Origin of the sequence: Nonomuraea sp. MTCD27, from assembly GCF_041950495.1 — a bacterium.
Classification (GTDB): domain Bacteria; phylum Actinomycetota; class Actinomycetes; order Streptosporangiales; family Streptosporangiaceae; genus Nonomuraea.
In genome coordinates this window covers 116304-132393 of sequence record NZ_JBGNUW010000030.1, presented here as the reverse complement: position 1 = coordinate 132393, position 16090 = coordinate 116304, and the positions used below count along the sequence as shown (strand labels likewise).

Below are 16090 nucleotides of genomic sequence, written 5' to 3'. Positions count from 1 at the left end.
GCCTCCGACCAGCAAGAACCCAGCACACAGGCGTGGACACACGACTCGCAGGCTCTCCCACGCCCGTTGTCCCAGGTCAAACACCCAATTCAGCGCTCTCGTCTGCCCACTAACTGCGAAACTCGGGAGCATGGACGGGCTCGTGGTGCTCTTCCCGCCCACGTCACCCGCTACTGGGCACGGCCGGACATCGCCTACCTGCTGGTCACCGATCTGGAGCCTTTGCCGTACGCGCTGGTGCGGCGGAGGGAGGCGGAGAGCGAGCCCATCCGGGCCCTGGCCGGGATCGTCCGTGACCTGGGCCCTCTCCCGTGGCCTCTCCCGGTTCTTGATGTCGTCCGTCACCCTCGGGTGGGATCTGATGCCAAGCGGGCCGGGTGTTGCCTGGTTGTACGCCAGTTCGCGCTGTCCCCGATGGGCAGGTGAGTGGCGGCGTCGCAGCCGTAGGAGCCGACCCGGACAATTACGAGAGATCGAAGGGGGCGGGGGAGTGGCCTTCCCAGATCTGGCGGGATGCCTGTTCGGGGTAGGGCAGAGTCTTCGATTCGGTGTCCAGGACGCGGGTGAGGTGCCCGCCGGGCCGGTGGGCGGCCCAGCCCGCGTCGCCGGTGGTGACGAAGCGGACCCATGCCTGCTGGAGTTCGCGGGAGAGCGCGACGGCCTCGGGAATGGGCTTCTCGCCGATGAGCTGGGTGCCGACGGGGCTGTCCAGCGTGCCGAACGCCAGGGGCACGTCGAGGCTGTGGCAGGCGCCCAGGATGCCGCCGAGGGCCGGGGCGACCCAGCACAGTTCGAACAGGTACGAGGTGCCGCCGGCTGCGGCGTTCGCCTCGGCCAGCTTCTGTGATGGCATGCGGAAGAGGGCGTCGGAGTACACCGTCTCCACCAGCTCCTCCGGGCCTGCCTGCGGGAACGCGGCACGGTAGGCTCGCGCGCCGTCCGGCTGCGGGGCGTGCAGTTCCAGGGCTGCGTGGGCGTCCTGCTCGGTGAAGGTGCCGTACCGTCCGCTCATGACGCTGAAGTACCGGAATTCGTCCCGGGTGTGGCCGACGAGCAGTTCGGTGCCGCTCGCGCGCGCGCCGGTCAGCGCGGGCCAGGGCGTTTCCGGGAGGACCTCGCCGTCGACGACGGGGCACAGCGCGGTGCCGGTCTCCGTGAGGCGTCCCCAGCTCTCCCGGTGCGCGTGGAGGCCGGCGTTGAAGGAGGTGAGCTCGGCGGCCAGGTGCCAGGGGTCGATGTCGCGCAGGGCCTCGGCGGTGGGGGCCGCAGCGCCGAGCCGGTCCGCGAACGCGGCGGTGACCTGCCGTGCCAGCGCGGGGGTGCTGTGCAGCCCCGGCACCGAATGGGCGATGGCCCGCCGGAACAGGCCGCGCGCCGGCTTCATCGTCAGCAGGGCGGCGACCGACCCCGCCCCGGCAGACACCCCGGCCACGGTGACCTGGCCGGGGTCGCCTCCGAAGGCGGCGATGTTGCGCTGCACCCACTCCAGCGCCGCGATCTGGTCGAGGAATCCGCGGTTGGGCGGCGCGTCGTCGAGGAACGCGAATCCCTCCGCGCCCACGCGGCAGTTGATGGTCACCACGACGAGTCCCGCCTCGGCCAGCGCTGCCGGGTCGAACATCGGGTCGCTCGACGCCGCCGAGAGGTAGCCGCCCACGGGGATCCACACCAGCACCGGCAGTCCCGCCGCGCCGGGATCCGGAGTGCCGACGTTGAGCGTCAGCCAGTCGGTGCCCTGCGGGGGCACGTCGATCGGCAGGGACAGCGGCACCACGGGGCCGAACTCGACCGCCTGCCTCGTCCCCTCCCAGCGGTGCGGCGGCGCGGGCGCGGCGAAGCGGAGCGCTCCGACCGGGGGCTGGGCGTAGGGGATGCCGCGGAACACCGCGTGCCCCTGCCGCCGGCGCCCCTGCACGACGCCTTCCGTGGTCCGTACCTTCGGCTGTTCGGACATGACGATTCCTTCCCTCGAGTGGACCCCAGGATTATGGGTCAGGTGTATTATGTCAATCGTATTGGAACAGTTCCGGGGTACGAGGGAGGGGCCGGCGATGCCGAAACAGGTGGATCACCGCGAACGCCGCGAAGCGATCGCCCGCGCACTGTGGCGGGTGGTGGAGCAGCGCGGCGTCACACAGCTGACGATGCGCGTGGTGGCGCAGGAGGCGGGCATGTCACTCGGGCAGCTGCAGCACTACTTCGCCTCCCGGACCGCCATGCTCTCCTTCGCCATGGACTTCGCGTCCGAGCAGACCTCGGTGCGCGTACACCAGGGGCTCGAAAAGCTCGGTGACCGTCCGCACCCCCGTGACGTGCTGCGACTGACGCTCGCGGAAATGCTCCCCCTGCATGCCGACGCCCGCGCGACCAGCCGGATGAGCGCCGCCTACGTCCTGGAGGCGCTGCACGACGAGGCCGTGCACGAGCAGGCGCGCCGCGGCCTCGTCCAAGGGCGGGCCCTCGTCGAGCAGCTGGTCCGCCAGGCGATCGCCGACGGGCACATCGACTCCGGCCGCGACCCGGCGACCGAGACCAACCTGCTCCTCGCCCTCACCGGCTTCACCTCCCTGATCGAACTCGACGTGATCGAGCCCCAGGACGCGCTCGCCGCGATCGACGTGCAGCTGGACCGGCTGTTCAGGAGTACGTGACCTGCCCCCGGACACCGGGGGCAGGTGGGGACAAGGTCAGCTCTAGTCCGGCCGCTCCCCGGCCTGGTGCCATCTGACCGGCCACCTCTACCTCGGCACCGCGCCCGGCGACGACCGTCCCATCTACGTCCTGAGCGTCCGCGCCGACGCCGCCGTACCGAGCCCCATGCACCGTGGCGGTCAACCACCGACTGACCCTCACCCGGCTCCATGTTCGCGCGGCCTCCTGATCAGTTCCCTGAACCGACGCTCAGCTGCTCTCGTGGGCGCCGTCGTGGAAGGGGCGCAAAGCCCCGGCCACGTCAGCTCGGGAGAAGGCGTAGCGGCCCAGGAAGTCAGATGTGGTCGTACTGGATCGGCGACAGCCGCGCGCACATCTCATCGGTGACCGGGCCCGCCGATCCGCCGCAATGTCGCATCCGGGCAGGCCACGATGGTCGGCAGCGTCTTGTCCCAGACCGGGATCAGCACCTGGAACCGTGACCAGGTGTCGGCGTACACCTCCATGTGCAAAGGCGCGTACGGATAGACGCGCGAAGCATGATGGTGTTGTGGTGCCTGCGCCAGGACCGGCGAGGCGAAACTCGACGGTGAGGCTTTTGATCTGCGAGGGATTCAGCGGCGAGGGATGGCGCTGGGGTTGGGAGCCCTCGTGAAGCTCATGTCCATCCAGTGCCGCCAGTTCGAGCCGTTGTCCGTGCGCTCCCATTCGGCCGTCATGGAGTCGCCGTCTTCGGCGATCACCAGCGTCGCCCGCTCCGTCTCGCCGGCGAACGTCCAGACACCCCCGTCGTCGACGCTTGCCCGCATGGTGACGAAGTTGCCTTGATTGTCGAAGGAGCGCATGGGATAGGTCCGGCTCGCTGGATCGTAGGGCCCGATCATCTCGATGACCTCGACGTGTTCCTCATCCATGCGCACGTCCACACGGTGAATGAGGAAGTGCTCGCCCGCCAGCCACTCGTAGGTGTCCGACCCGGCGACGCGGATCGCCGGGTCGGTCGCGGTGGCCGCGATACGCCCCTGCGAACGCCAACGGCCGACCAGCGCATGCAGGCGCTGGTTCTCCGATCGCGGGGCGCGTGTGCTGTCGTCTCCTGACATGGCGGATCCTCGTCATCGATAGAGTGTAAGATGTTGCTTAAACACTTACATACTGTCCCGGTAGTGCGCAAACGAAGGCGGTGGCCCATGGACGACGCGCTTCGCGCTGTGGCGGACCCGACCCGCCGCGCCATCCTCGTCCTGGTGCGGGATCGCGAAGTATCGGCAGGCGAGATCGCCGAGCGCTTTCCCGAGATCAGTCGCCCTGCGGTATCCCAGCATCTGCGAACGCTGACAGCGGCCGGCCTCGTCGACGTCCGCCGTGCAGGCAATCGCCGCTTCTATCGGCTGCGTCCGGAGGGGCTGGCCGAGGCGGTGACGTTCCTGGAGACAATGTGGTCCACCTCGCTCAGCCGCCTCCAGTACGAAGCCGAGCAAGAAGAACGCGCGCACACTGGTGCCCAGGACGTGAAGGGATCGTTGTGAGCAGGACGATTGAGCAGACGTTGCACATCCGTGCGCGTCCCGAGACGGTCTGGCGGTTCTTCACCGACCCGGCACGCCTGGCGCGATGGTGGGGAACGGCCGAGCTGGACGCCCGTCCCGGCGGCAGCTTGCAGGTTGCGATGCACGAGGGCCCACGCCCAGTGATGCGCGGACGGTTCGTGGAGTTCGTGCCGTACGAACGTCTCGTTTTCACCTTCGGCTGGGAGGCCACACCGGGAGCGCCCGACATGGCACCAGAGACATCCCGAGTCGAAGTCACTTTGACCCCGGACGGTGACGGCACCGAGCTCACCCTGCGCCACAGCGGTCTGCCGGCCGTACTCGAAGAGGAGACCAGCGACGGCTGGGCGCACCTGCTCCATCGTCTGGGCGAAACGGCAGAACGCCAGGAACTGCGAAGAGGCGTTGGAGAAGCCGGAAGTTGCCGGTGGTGATGCGGTGGACGGCGGCGATGGCTTCGGCGTCGGTGAAGTCGTCGGCCGACAGCGGTAGTCCGAGGGCGGCTCGGTGGCGCTGCAGGACGAAGGTGAGCCGGAGGCGGACACCGGCCGGTATTCGTGGACGAATTCGATACGGCTGTAGAGCTGGGGTCGCGGGCCAGGCGTTTCGCGATGCCGGGCATGCCGAGGCGGCTGCGGTCGTAATGGTCACGCAGTTGTTCCAGGCCCGCGGTCTTGAGCCGGTCGGCCTCATCGACTTCACCGACCGCAGGAGTCTACGGAAGATCAAGAGGGCAGTGGTTCGTTGATCCTCAGGTGCTCATCGAGGACAGTGATGAGACTGTCGGTCAGGCCGGGGGCGATGTTGGTGGCCCATCGCTGAACGAGCTCGAGGAATCCGCTGAGCTGCTGTTGCGCTGAGATGAGCAGTCTCTGCAACTCGCCGAAGGCGAATTCGATGGCGTGGACCGGGGTATCGTCTTGGTGGCCTTGCCGGAGCCGGATGGTCTGGCCCTGGTGTTCAAGCTGGGTTGTCGGGGCGTGTCCGAGCCAGGTTTCCTGGCCGAGGGGCACGTCCCACCAGTCGCGCCAGTTCTCCAGTCCGAAGCAGCAGCCGGGCGCGACCTCGACGCCCGTGCCGGTGTCACGGAAACGAAGTCCGCCTGGAGCGATCAGGGCTTCGGCTTCGGCGAGGTGCTGTTCCAGGTGGGCCTGGGTCAGGCTGGCGACAGGTTCGACAGGGAGGCGGTTGTAGCTGAAGATGACGGCCATCGCGGTCCCGACTTCAGCCGGGGACATCTGGCCGGAGAGCGCGAGAAGCCGATCGCTGGACGGCTCGGCGATTGGCCAGGCCGTGAAGTCAACCGCGTCGTAGGTTTCCAGGACGACATCGACAATGACCATGTCCGCCATTATCGGGCTGCCCGCCGGCTCCTGTGGTGAGTGGGCCGCAGGGGTCTGTACACCGTAATGGTCTCGACGTCAACAAGTCGGGCAGCCACTGGCAAGCCGGGGTCGGGTCTCAGGTCGCCGTGCCGGGGTCGGCGAGCTGCGCTTCAAGGTCGGCGAGGCGACGGTCCTGGAACCGCAGGTCGCCCGTGCGGCCTTCAACCGCTCGTCCAGGGTCCGGTTGTCGGTGGTGAGTTGCCGTACTCGCTGCTTGAGGGTGGTGTACTCGGTGGTGATGCGCCGGATGGCGTCTTGCGTCCACTCAGCCTCAAGATCTCGGATCCGGCCCAGGAGTTCGCCGATGCGGCCCCGCTGCTGGACGATCTTGGCGTGGGCTGCCTTCAACGCGTCCTCGGCGTTGAGGGCGCGCTCCCGCCATGTTGCTTCCTGCTTTGCCGCTACCAAGATCACGCTACCAAGGTCGGTTGCAGTTGAACGTGCCGGTGTTCGCGTGTTGTTGCCGGTGCTCGTGTCGGTGTTCAGGTTGAGTTGTCCCTCGGACGGGAGGTTCGAGGTCCGGTACGTCGCCGTGGGCGGCAGGCTGTGTCGCTGCTCGCCCACCGCTTCCGTTCGAGATCAGGTCCGGGCAGTATGAGCGGCGTGCAGGACTGGATGCTGGATTTCGCGGAGTACGTCCGGGAGCTGTTACCCGAGGAGCTCGCCGAGCCGTTCCTCGCCCTGGCCCGTCCGGCCATCCGGCTGTCGATCGCCGAGAAGGGCGCGACCACGGTCGGCCGGCTGGGCGGCCTGCCCCGGCTCCCTGAAGGGATGCCGTGGCCGCGCGCCGGCGACGGTGGTCCCGCGATGCAGTTCCTCGCCGAACTGGACTGCGTGGCACTCGCGGCCTACGAGTCGGACATCGACCTGCCCGCCGAGGGAACGCTGTTGTTCTTCGCCACCTGGGACTGCACGGCCGCGCAGGTGGTCCCGCTGCCTCCCGGGGCCGTACGCGTCCCCGAGCGCGAGGTGCCCCTCCGCGGGGAGGCGCGGGTGTTCCCCGAGGTGCCGCTCGCCGCAGTCACCGAGCCGAGCTGGCCAGATCTTGGCCACCCTGCTGTGCTGGACGCCTTCGGGAGTCTGGATGCGGCCAGGGAACTGGTGTGGGACCGCATGGTGTACGCCGACGCCGAGAACCTCGACGACGAGGATCCCGACATCGGGGACGGTGGCGAGACCTTCGCCTGGGAGCTTGAGCTATACGACCAACGGCGTAAGAGGCCTGGGCCGCAGCATCAGGTCGGCGGCTACTCTGACGCCCTGCAGTCGCCGGTCGAAACCGCGGCCGCGTCCGCGGCCGGGCTGAGGCCGGATGATCCCGGCTTCGCGGCGGAGGCCTCCCAGTGGGTCAATCTTCTCCAGCTTGACGAGGACAACGGGATGATCTTCGGAGACGGAGGCATCCTGATCTTCGGCATCCGCCGGGACCGGCTGGCCGCCCGCGACTTCAGCCAGGTTTTCCCCTATGTCCAAGGGCACTGACATCTACTAGCCGGACGTTTGAGTTCCTCTCAGCACGGAGCGACCTGAACAAGTCCGCTCCGAAACCGTCCGAGCCAGGGTGTCGTGCCGCAGATCAGAGCCTGTCCCGGCCGCTAACTCATCAGTACGATCTCCAACCTGTGCAAGGGCGGATCACCCAGGCGCCGTGCTCCCACCGCCGCCGCGCGCCGCCGGTCACGTACGGCACTGACCGCACTGCTTGCGGCACGTCGCGTAGGCGGTCTAGGTGCCGGCGCGTCGGGGTCGGCCGGTGCTCGCCGGCGTTGTAGACGACGGCGTAGAGGCGGGCGGGGGGAACAGGACGTGCCAGACCGCTATGGCCTGGTCAGCAGTCCGCCGCAGCCACCGCGAGATTCCCGCTGAACGGTGAGAAGTCAAAGGGCGTCCCCTTCAGCGCTCCGGTGGCGCGGGCCTCGACGCGCCACACGCCTCGCTCACATGTCACCGTGACCGCATCGCAGTTCGTCCGGCGCGATAACTACTACAGGTAATGAACTAGTTACTTTACATAGTTGAGCGGCCCATCGAGTCGGGATCGAAGAAGTCCCTGACCTCATCCCATCGGAGATCCGTCATGCCGTCATGCGGCCTGGTCGCGCGGCCTCGCCAAATGGGATTTTAGAGCCGGTCGTCAGACCAGCGAGGCCAGCGCCACGCACACCACGAACGGGACGGGGATGAGCACGGCAGAGCCAAGCCACGCCGCCAGCCGTCGTCCATGCCGGAGTGGGAGGAATACGTCGATCACGATCACCTGTGTCAAGGTGAGTAGACCGGTTGCCACCAGTAAAATGCTGAAGAAAGACCCGTTCTCGAGGGTCTCGTAGTTGCAGTTGGTGGACTCGGCAAGGCCGCAGTCCATCGGCATGTACTCGGTCAGCAGCCACCACGCCAGATAGAACGGCACCATGGCGGGCACGCCAAGTCCGAGGTTCGCCAGAGCGGGACCCCATAGGCCGCTTCTTGCTCGCCCCTTGCGCCCGGCATGCGCATCAGTCATGGTCACGCTCTCACCTCGTGTCCCCGTCCGGCGGATCTGCACCGGCTTGATTGCTCCTTAACCCTGCCACGGACGGCAGCGGACGTCTGGGGATCTTGATACACGTAGTCGTCAATCAGGGACGAGGGCAAGGACCCACTCCCGGTGCCGGATCTTCCAAGTGGGCAGTAACGTCGGCGTCCGCACCGCCTCGGCACGTCCGAACGATTACTTCCCCAGCCCATGGCGCGGCCCGCATGGCGGTGCCCGGCGGCGTTCATTCACGAGATCAGGTGGTGCGTCTGGGCTTGGTCCCCTTCTTGTGATGGGCGGGGCGTTGGTGTGCCTCGCCGGTGGCCAGGATGCGTCCGACGTCGTGACGGGGTGCGCGGTGTTGGTTCGGTGAGCCTGGCAGGCGTCCCGGGCCCGGTGGGCGAGTTGCCGACGCCCCCCGATCGCCGCGTTCAGGCGGCGGCGATGACTCTGGCGAGTGCGTCGGCTATGGCCTCGGCTCCCGCGTCGTTGGGATGGATGTGATCGCCAGAATCGTAGGCGGGCCGCAGGACGGTCGGCGCGGCTGGGTCGTGCAGCGATCCCACCGACCGGCAGCACCGGCGCTATCGGCCGCGTGGTCTCCCTCAGGACGATGATTGGTTTCCAGACGGGCAGCGCCAGTTCCGCATCGACGAGGCGGGGGAGCGCACCGTCCAGTTGAGCGGTGATCGTACCCGCACCAACGTCCCATACTGCTCTGGGCCCGCCGACCATGTTTGGCCCGAGCCGCGCAAGCCGCTGCGGCCCCGATGGGATCCGTTCTGTCGGACCTGCCTGTCAAGATCGCTCGTATGAGCACGCAACCCCCCGCGTCCGCGAGAGCGGACGTGCACGTGAGCCACCATCAGATGCTGGTGAACGATACGACGGAGCAGCGTGATCAAGGCTTGGAAATCCCGGCCGCGAGTGGCGGCCGGGAAGGCATCGACGATCTCCCGCCGGCGGGTCGGATCGACGGGCCCCCGCGTGCCAGGGGCAGCATGCTGCTGCTCATCACTGTGATCAATACGGGGTGACCAGACCTGTCTCGTAGGCAAGGATGACGAGGTGAATCCGGTCGCGGACATCGAGCTTGGTGAGCAGCCGTGACACGTGTGCCTTGGCGGTGGCCACGCTGATGTAGAGGTGGGCAGCGATCTCGCTGTTGGACATACCCCGTCCGACGAGGGTCAGGACCTCGCGTTCTCGCTCGGTGATGCCCTCGATGGGACGCGGCCGCGATGGAGCTCGCCTCGCCTGAAGCCCTCCCCGGGTCTCCGGGCGGGCGGCGAACTCCGCGATGAGACGCCTTGTGACGCTGGGCGCGATCAGCGCCTCGCCGGCGGCGATCACGCGGATCCCCATGAGGATGTCGTCCAGAGCCATGTCCTTGACGAGGAATCCGCTGGCGCCGGAGCGGAGCGCGGCGTACACGTAGTCGTCATCGTCAAAGGTCGTGAGGACGAGGACACGCGGCGCGGTGGGGCTTGTCGCGATCACCCGGGTGGCCTCGATGCCGTCCATTCCGGGCATACGGATGTCCATCACGATCACGTCGATCGGGATGTCTCGGGCCAGCTGGACTGCTTCGGCACCTGTCCCGGCCTCTGCCACGACATCAATGTCCGGCGTGTCGGCCATCAGGACACGTAGGCCGGCACGGACGAGCGGCTGGTCGTCGACGAGGACGACGCGAACCGTCATAGGGTCTGCACTCCTTCGGACAGGGGGAGCCGGGCGGTTACGCGGAAGCCGCCCTCAGGATGTCAGGAGTTCATGACGGAATTCATATACCGAGCTCCGACTGCCTGAGCACATCACGCTGGCTAGCGTCTTCCAAGAAAGCAATAAGCCGCCAGGGCAACTGCCCTACTATGGCGAACCAGATCCGAACCCAACAAGATGAACCCAGGCCGCTAGGCCGGCTAGGAGAAGTCCAGTCACTAGGCCGGACAGTGCTCCAACAGCCCCATCCAATTGAGGGCCAATCAGCAGTCCAGCCTCGCAGACGGTAGTGCATCGGACGACGCCCTCTAGCGTCAAGCGACAAGCGCACCCTGTTTGAGCTGGCCCAGGTGCCCAAAATGGAAGCTTCAGCGCTCCCGGGCCGGCTCGACGTGAACCATCTTCTCAATCGATTTATCGAGGAGTAGTATCAGGCATCATGTACGACCTTGCGGCAATCAACCACTACCTACCCTTGCTGCGTTCCAGCTCTGTTCAGTGGCTATCCGATCGAATGTGGTGGGTCTCTGTCACGCCAAAAGCTCATCACTCGATTGAGATAGACGATATCCACGAGGTTCTCGCAGGTGGGACTCCGCCAGAGGTTCGACAAGAAGACGTATACGAACTTCCAATAACGCTGCACTGTCCGATAGCGGCATTCTTTGTCCATCGATCCGCAGGAGATGGGACGGTATCGATCCTCAACCTATCCTCTCAATCCACCTCGCTGAGAGACTATTGCCGCGCTCTGAGCAGTGGTGCGTCGGTGCTGGGAATCGAGTGGGGCGGCAAAACTTGGGAGGCCCTTACGTATGCCGAGGACGGGGATATCGTCGCGTATTTCCCCGAAGGTTTCTCGCGTGAGCTCGCTGGCGGAACCAATCCGGAAGCGCTTAGCCAAGAGCTGCAATTCATCCACCAATTTTCCGAGGACAGCCCTGCTGGCGTTGTCGCGCAAAAGGCGGCGGCGCTGGCGATCCTGGAAGCTCGGTCAGGACTTCGCATAACCGAAGAGTGGCTAAATTCAACCCACGAAGTCGTCTACGTCGACGTTCCGATCGGCGACGGCGATTCGGTACACAGTGGTGCCATCGCTGCACAACCAACTATTCCGAATTCTCCGGATGCGTGGCCGCACAGCAAGAAGTCCGGAATTCTCTTCTGGATTATTGACCTGCTTGTCGCGAAATTCGGCTTTGAATGGCCGGAAATTTCAGAGGCTCGTAGCGCTTACGGCTCAGGGCATGTCCCCGAGGCGGCGCTCCACACAGAGGTCATGGACCGCACACTTCGCCTCGGCCGAGATTGGCTGGAGGCTACCAATGAATATGAATCCTCCGCTGCGGACTCTGAGTTCATGAGGTTGCGATGGAGGGCTGGGATTGCCATCCGAGTTGCGCTTAGAGAGATCGAACAGAGCAACCCAAAATTGTCTTCGCTTCAGATTGCCGATGAAGCTCTTGGGATGGACTGGCCGACCGTCCAGCAGCATATCCTCAACCTCTGACCTACTCTCGGTGGGCGTTTGATTTGTGTTGATTACGACTTATGCCGGCTCTCCGACTTGATCGAGGTTTGATGTCCCGCGGGGCACGGCGCCTCGGTCACCAAAGCCCGCCCGTACCCTCAAAATCGGCCGCTCTACCGCCTGCGCAGCACTCGCGCGCCGCTGACCAGCAACTACCCCACCCGAATCCCGTACTCTACCCGGCCGCGCCCGTTAGCAAGATCGTTCTCATCGATAACGGCTGTCCGCCGGTTCCTCGCCCCCCGTATCACACCGCGACATCCCAGCGCCGATCTCGTTATCTAGGGTGCCGAGAAGGCGTCAGGCATGTTCGTCACATGCGCGAAGGGCGGCGCAGCAGCGGCTCAGCCTTCGGTGGGCGGCCGTGACGGAGCCGGATCAGCCCGAGGCCATGCAGCGCGTAGGCCTGCAGACGAGGGGCGTGGTGCTGGTCGGCGCCTACGTCGCCGGGCGACGGCGGGAGATCCGTCTGGAAGAGGGCTGCGGGCTTCCGAGACCGGACCTGTGCGGCCTGCTGGCGTGGCGGTCCACAAGCCGAAGGCCCGTCCTCACCAGCACCCATCCGAGCCGCTCGGCGAAGGCGCTGATGACCGACGCGCGGCCGACCTGGCGCGCTTTGCGCTGCCGGTCGGCCTCCTCCCGCAGCTCACGGGCTCGGACGCGTTCGACCCACAGGTATAAGTCTGGATGCATGGTGGTCTCCTGGATGGTCGTCACGGTCGGAATGGCGAGCCGTACGTGTGCACGGCGACGTGCTTGAGACGCTGGTACGCCAGCGGTCGACGCCCTCACCTGCGCCATGTGTGCTGACCGATCCGGCGTTCGCTCGTTTCGGTGTGCATTGACGATGCTGGCAAGCCGGGCTCACCAAGAACTGACCGGGTTCTCACCAGGTGGTGGAGCGGTCGCTCTGCTGCAGCAGGGACTGGGCCTGGAGCCGTTCGGCCGCCGCGGCCTCGACATCGCCCATCTCCTCGTGCAGGTCCGCGAAGTCGTTGAGCACACGCATCTCCCACAGCAGTGCCCGCATGCTCCGGCTCACTGCCAGGGCCTCGGTGAAGCAGTGGGCGGCCCGGTCGACGTCGCCGCGGCGGCGATGGAGCTTGCCCAGAGCCCGCAGAACGCGCACCTGGGGCACCCGCTCGCCGATGTCCACGGACAAGGTGAGGGCGCGGCTCAGCAGCGGCTCGGCCTCTGGCAGGCGCTCGCGAAGCAGCCGAATCAGCCCGAGGCCGTGCAGCACGGACACCAGTAAATGGGGAGTGCCCGCCTGTTCGGACTGCCGGCGGGCCTCGGTCAGGACGTCCTCGGCACGGTCGAGGTCACCCATCGCCAGCCGGGCCTCCCCGACGAACCACAGCGACCTGGCACGCATGTGCGGGCCGAACACGGGGGTGGTGTGGGCCAGTTCGAAGGCCTGCTCCAAGACGGTCAGGGCCAGATCCGGGCGACCCTGGATGATGTGCAGCTCGCCGATGTCACCCAGCGACAGAAACTGACCTCCGCGGTCCTCCGTCTCCCGCATGTGGGCCAGGGTCTGCTCATACCGGGCCAGGACGCCCTCGAAACGGCCCCGCATCACATCGATCCGGGCATCCATCGAGTTCGCCAGAGCCCAGCCGCCTCGGTTCCCGGTCCGCTCGCACAGCTTCATGGCCGTGGCCAGCTTCGCGCGGGCACGCTCATAGTCGCCCCGGTAGCTGTCCAGCAGTGCCTCGTTCGCGCTCATCAGTGCCGCGCCCCGGTCATCACCCGCGTGCAGCGCCGCCGCCAGAGCGACGGCGTGCGTCTGCCGCCACTCATCGTGATGCGAACGGGCCTCGAACAAGGGCACAGCCGAACCGGCCAGATCCCAGCACAGCTCGACGGCTCCGATACGGGCGGCCTGCCCGACCGCCGCAACGATGTTGGCCCGCTCGCTGTCGTACCAGCTCAGCGGGTCGGCCACCAGGTGCTCGACGCCCTCCCGCGCCCACCACCGGGCGGCCTGTCCATGCAGCGAGATGTAGTCGCCACCCCACAGTGCGTCGTAGGCGGCCTCGGTCAGCGCCAGCCAGCCGCCCAGGGCGCGCAGCAGTGCGGCTTCTCGGCTCACCGGCGCCTCTTCGGCCTCGGCGCGTTCCCGGGCGAACGCGCGAACCAGATCGTGCAGGCGGTAGCGGATCTGCTCGCCCCCCGGGGACCGTACCGCCTCCAGTAACTGCGCGTCCGCCAGACGTTCCAGTGATTCCTCGGCCTCGGCCAGCGGTCCGTCCAGGAGCGCGGCGGCGACCCAGGCCGCGACATCAGGCGCCTCCAACAGGCCGAGCAGCCGCAACAGGCGGCGCTGGGGCGCATCGAGCGCGCGGTAGCCGACGGCCAGGACGGCGCGCACCTCCATCGCGCCCAGGGCCAGGTGATCGAGTGGACGATGGGCCCGCGCAAGCTGGTCGGCCAGGCGCGCCACAGTCCAGTGCGGGCGGGCCGCCAGCCGCGCTCCGGCGATCCGCAACGCCAACGGCAGCCGGCCGCACCCTTCGATGAGCCGCCGCGCCGGATCGGGCTCGGCCTCCATACGGGCGCCGCCGATCAGACGCCCCAGCAGCGCGGCCGCCTCGGGTGGCGGCATCACGGGCAACTTGATGCGGGTCATGCCGTACAGCGCCGCCAGATCGGACCGGCTGGTCAGCAGGGCCGCGCAGGAGGGCCCGGTGGGCAGCAACGGCTGGATCTGTCCGGCATCGGTGACGTTGTCCAGCACGACCAGCACCCGCCGGCCGGCCAGCCGCGCACGCAGCAGCTCGGCCCGCTCGGCCTGGCCGTCGGGGATGGCGTGCGGCTGCTCGCCCAGCACCCGCAGCCAGCGGCCCACCACCTGGTCCACGTCGACCGGGCAGCCGTCGGGCCCGTTCAGATCGGCGAACAGCTGTCCGTCCGGGAACCGGCTGCAGAGCCGGTGGCTGGCCCGCAGGGCCAGGGCGGTCTTGCCGACTCCCGGCATGCCGCAGATTGCCACCATGGACGGGGTGGACGAGGTGCCGGGCTCGGCCGACAACACCGTGGTGATGCGCTCCAGCTCTGCCTGGCGGCCGGTGAAGTCGGGCAGGTCGCCCGGTAGCAGGCAGACCGGCGATGGTGGCGGGCCAGGCGCCAGCAGATCGTCGCCAAGCAGGGCCAGATGCGCCCGACGCAGCCCCGGGCCCGGATCCACCCCGAGGTCGTCGGCCAAGTGACGCCGGATCAGCTCATAACGGCGCAGCCCTTCTGCACGCCGGTCAGCGTGCCGGAGCAGCGTGATCAGCTGGGTGTGGACGGCCTCGTCGTACGGCAGCGCCTCGACAAGACGCTGCAGAGGTTCGACGGCATCGGCGGCGCGCCCACAAGGGACGGCGGCCTCCGCCAGCTCCCGCGCACTGTCGATCCTGGCCTGCTGCAGTTCCGCGACGGCGGGCAGGGCGTGGGGCCACTCCAGATCCTCGGCCAGCACCAGCCCGCGCCACAAATTCAACGCCGCCAGCAGCAGATCCGTCCGGCGGCTCGGATCCGGCTCCGCCCGGGCGCCGGCGACGGCGATCCGGAAACGGGAGGCGTCCACTTGCTCTGGCGGCACCTCGATGCGGTAGCCGTCGCCTTCGCGCACTATCTCGATGTCGGTCGGTCTCAGCCAGTCCCGCAGCCGGTACACCGCGCTGTGCAGCGCCGCCGGCTCACACCCCGCCGGCCCCCACACGAACGCAACCAACCGCGCCCGATCCACCAGCCGGCCCGGTGTGAGCAGCAAAGCGCCGAGCAGCCGACGTACGGCCGGCCGCGACACCGCACGCTCCCGGCCGTCCACCCACACCCGCAACGAGCCGAGCACCTCGAAGGCGGGCAAACCCTCGACACTGGCCACATCACCAAGAATTACCGTAGTGCCCTTCTGAATACACTGCAGTGGATGGATCAGTGTCGACATGCCTCACGTGCCTGAAAAGATCATCTGTGCTCACCTGCGAGAAGAGGCCAAGAACCTCAGATAAGTGCGGCGGATGTGACGAAGCACCCATAGGTGACGAGCACTCAGGCGGCGCATGAAGCTGATCAGCCACTGGAGATCACAGTCAGTCACAGCCGCGCCCCTCAGCATCGAGAACCCGTGGAAGTGGCATTTGGGCTTACCTTGGCTGCATCCCCCGGAAACCGCCCTGGCCCCGACGAAGGAGGCCACCAGCATCCTAGGTCAGACAACATCCCAGGTCAGAGTAGATATGGCGGCTGGTGACACGTTCGTTGACGGCACCCCGACAAGTACAACACCGCCCGCCCGTTCTTGAAGCTGCTGGGCGCGTGGAAGGCGCTGGGCGCGGCGGCCGGTGGCCGCATGGTCCTGGCCGCGGTGCGCGCTCTGCCGGAGCTGACGCGCCGGCACGTGTCCCGCAAGCCCCTCCTCCCGGAGGAGATCGACGGGTCGCTGGTGACGGCGGCCTGGAAGCGGCCGGTGTTCGCCAGCCCCGGCCTGCCCAAGGGCTCGGTGGACCGCGACGCGTATGTGGTCTGTGTCCTGGAGGGGTTGTTTCGGGCGCTTCAGGTGCGAGACGTGTTCGCCGCGCCGTCGCTGCGGTGGGCCGGCCCGCGCGCGCGTCTGCTGGACGGCAAGGCGTGGGAGGCGATCAGTGAGGATGTGCTCGCCTCTCTGTCGCTCACCGACCCCGTTGAGGCCCATCTGGACGCCAAGCTGCTGGCGCTGGACGCGGCGTGGCGGCAGATGGCC

The 16090-nt window shown here is 67.4% G+C and carries 14 protein-coding genes; 6 read left to right on the top strand and 8 right to left on the bottom strand.

The window, feature by feature from the left end:
* Window positions 1-463 precede the first annotated feature (463 nt).
* On the bottom strand, window positions 464-1954 hold the full coding sequence (locus ACBJ59_RS54645; protein ID WP_375117905.1) for a carboxylesterase/lipase family protein: 1491 nt from the start codon (window positions 1952-1954) through the stop codon (window positions 464-466).
* Window positions 1955-2051: 97 nt separating this feature from the next.
* Between ACBJ59_RS54645 and ACBJ59_RS54640 the strand changes: the two genes are divergently transcribed.
* Entirely contained in the window at window positions 2052-2651 is a 600-nt protein-coding gene (locus ACBJ59_RS54640) for a TetR/AcrR family transcriptional regulator (RefSeq protein WP_375117904.1), read from the top strand.
* A 378-nt stretch (window positions 2652-3029) separates the two neighbouring features.
* Here the strand turns inward: ACBJ59_RS54640 and ACBJ59_RS54635 are convergent, their stop codons facing one another.
* Together ACBJ59_RS54635 and ACBJ59_RS54630 are read right to left on the bottom strand one after the other, a co-directional pair.
* On the bottom strand, window positions 3030-3152 hold the full coding sequence (locus tag ACBJ59_RS54635; RefSeq protein ID WP_375117908.1) for a hypothetical protein: 123 nt from the start codon (window positions 3150-3152) through the stop codon (window positions 3030-3032).
* A gap of 114 nt (window positions 3153-3266) precedes the next feature.
* On the bottom strand, window positions 3267-3755 hold the full coding sequence (locus ACBJ59_RS54630) for a DUF1579 family protein (protein WP_375117903.1): 489 nt from the start codon (window positions 3753-3755) through the stop codon (window positions 3267-3269).
* Between the two features lie 87 nt (window positions 3756-3842).
* Here ACBJ59_RS54630 and ACBJ59_RS54625 point away from each other — a divergent pair, with 87 nt between their 5' ends.
* Complete coding sequence (locus ACBJ59_RS54625) at window positions 3843-4181, top strand: ArsR/SmtB family transcription factor (RefSeq protein WP_375117902.1); 339 nt, start codon at window positions 3843-3845, stop codon at window positions 4179-4181.
* The gene (locus tag ACBJ59_RS54620) at window positions 4178-4636 is read left to right on the top strand and encodes an SRPBCC domain-containing protein (protein ID WP_375117901.1); all 459 of its coding nucleotides are present in this window, start codon (window positions 4178-4180) and stop codon (window positions 4634-4636) included. The genes ACBJ59_RS54625 and ACBJ59_RS54620 overlap by 4 nt, the downstream gene beginning before the upstream one ends.
* A 291-nt stretch (window positions 4637-4927) precedes the next feature.
* On the opposite strand, the gene ACBJ59_RS54615 is transcribed toward ACBJ59_RS54620, so the two are convergent.
* Both ACBJ59_RS54615 and ACBJ59_RS54610 read right to left on the bottom strand, forming a co-directional pair.
* Window positions 4928-5545 (bottom strand): hypothetical protein, encoded by a 618-nt coding sequence (locus ACBJ59_RS54615; protein ID WP_375117900.1) that lies wholly within the window; start codon window positions 5543-5545, stop codon window positions 4928-4930.
* A gap of 78 nt (window positions 5546-5623) precedes the next feature.
* Window positions 5624-6151 (bottom strand): hypothetical protein, encoded by a 528-nt coding sequence (locus tag ACBJ59_RS54610; RefSeq protein WP_375117899.1) that lies wholly within the window; start codon window positions 6149-6151, stop codon window positions 5624-5626.
* A gap of 30 nt (window positions 6152-6181) precedes the next feature.
* Between ACBJ59_RS54610 and ACBJ59_RS54605 the strand changes: the two genes are divergently transcribed.
* Window positions 6182-7069: a DUF1963 domain-containing protein gene (locus ACBJ59_RS54605; protein WP_375117898.1), complete on the top strand. Its 888-nt coding sequence runs from the start codon at window positions 6182-6184 to the stop codon at window positions 7067-7069.
* A gap of 652 nt (window positions 7070-7721) precedes the next feature.
* Here ACBJ59_RS54605 and ACBJ59_RS54600 read toward each other — a convergent pair.
* Complete coding sequence (locus tag ACBJ59_RS54600; protein ID WP_375117897.1) at window positions 7722-8096, bottom strand: hypothetical protein; 375 nt, start codon at window positions 8094-8096, stop codon at window positions 7722-7724.
* 860 nt (window positions 8097-8956) lie between these two features.
* Here ACBJ59_RS54600 and ACBJ59_RS54595 point away from each other — a divergent pair.
* A complete protein-coding gene (locus ACBJ59_RS54595) occupies window positions 8957-9139 on the top strand; it encodes a hypothetical protein (RefSeq protein WP_375117896.1) in 183 nt (60 codons plus the stop codon).
* On the opposite strand, the gene ACBJ59_RS54590 is transcribed toward ACBJ59_RS54595, so the two are convergent.
* Window positions 9126-9806: a response regulator gene (locus tag ACBJ59_RS54590; RefSeq protein ID WP_375117895.1), complete on the bottom strand. Its 681-nt coding sequence runs from the start codon at window positions 9804-9806 to the stop codon at window positions 9126-9128. The genes ACBJ59_RS54595 and ACBJ59_RS54590 overlap by 14 nt on opposite strands.
* 460 nt (window positions 9807-10266) lie before the next feature.
* Here ACBJ59_RS54590 and ACBJ59_RS54585 point away from each other — a divergent pair, with 460 nt between their 5' ends.
* On the top strand, window positions 10267-11337 hold the full coding sequence (locus ACBJ59_RS54585; RefSeq protein ID WP_375117894.1) for a DUF6461 domain-containing protein: 1071 nt from the start codon (window positions 10267-10269) through the stop codon (window positions 11335-11337).
* A gap of 907 nt (window positions 11338-12244) precedes the next feature.
* On the opposite strand, the gene ACBJ59_RS54580 is transcribed toward ACBJ59_RS54585, so the two are convergent.
* Entirely contained in the window at window positions 12245-15295 is a 3051-nt protein-coding gene (locus ACBJ59_RS54580; RefSeq protein ID WP_375117893.1) for a BTAD domain-containing putative transcriptional regulator, read from the bottom strand.
* Window positions 15296-16090 lie beyond the last annotated feature (795 nt).

Excerpts from the sequence above, each read along its gene's own strand:
- ACBJ59_RS54645 (WP_375117905.1), bottom strand. The coding sequence starts at position 1,954 with ATGTCCGAACAGCCGAAGGTACGGACCACGGAAGGCGTCGTGCAGGGG.
- ACBJ59_RS54640 (WP_375117904.1), top strand. The coding sequence starts at position 2,052 with ATGCCGAAACAGGTGGATCACCGCGAACGCCGCGAAGCGATCGCCCGC.
- ACBJ59_RS54630 (WP_375117903.1), bottom strand. The coding sequence starts at position 3,755 with ATGTCAGGAGACGACAGCACACGCGCCCCGCGATCGGAGAACCAGCGC.
- ACBJ59_RS54625 (WP_375117902.1), top strand. The coding sequence starts at position 3,843 with ATGGACGACGCGCTTCGCGCTGTGGCGGACCCGACCCGCCGCGCCATC.
- ACBJ59_RS54615 (WP_375117900.1), bottom strand. The coding sequence starts at position 5,545 with ATGGTCATTGTCGATGTCGTCCTGGAAACCTACGACGCGGTTGACTTC.
- ACBJ59_RS54605 (WP_375117898.1), top strand. The coding sequence starts at position 6,182 with ATGAGCGGCGTGCAGGACTGGATGCTGGATTTCGCGGAGTACGTCCGG.
- ACBJ59_RS54590 (WP_375117895.1), bottom strand. The coding sequence starts at position 9,806 with ATGACGGTTCGCGTCGTCCTCGTCGACGACCAGCCGCTCGTCCGTGCC.
- ACBJ59_RS54585 (WP_375117894.1), top strand. The coding sequence starts at position 10,267 with ATGTACGACCTTGCGGCAATCAACCACTACCTACCCTTGCTGCGTTCC.
- ACBJ59_RS54580 (WP_375117893.1), bottom strand. The coding sequence starts at position 15,295 with ATGTCGACACTGATCCATCCACTGCAGTGTATTCAGAAGGGCACTACG.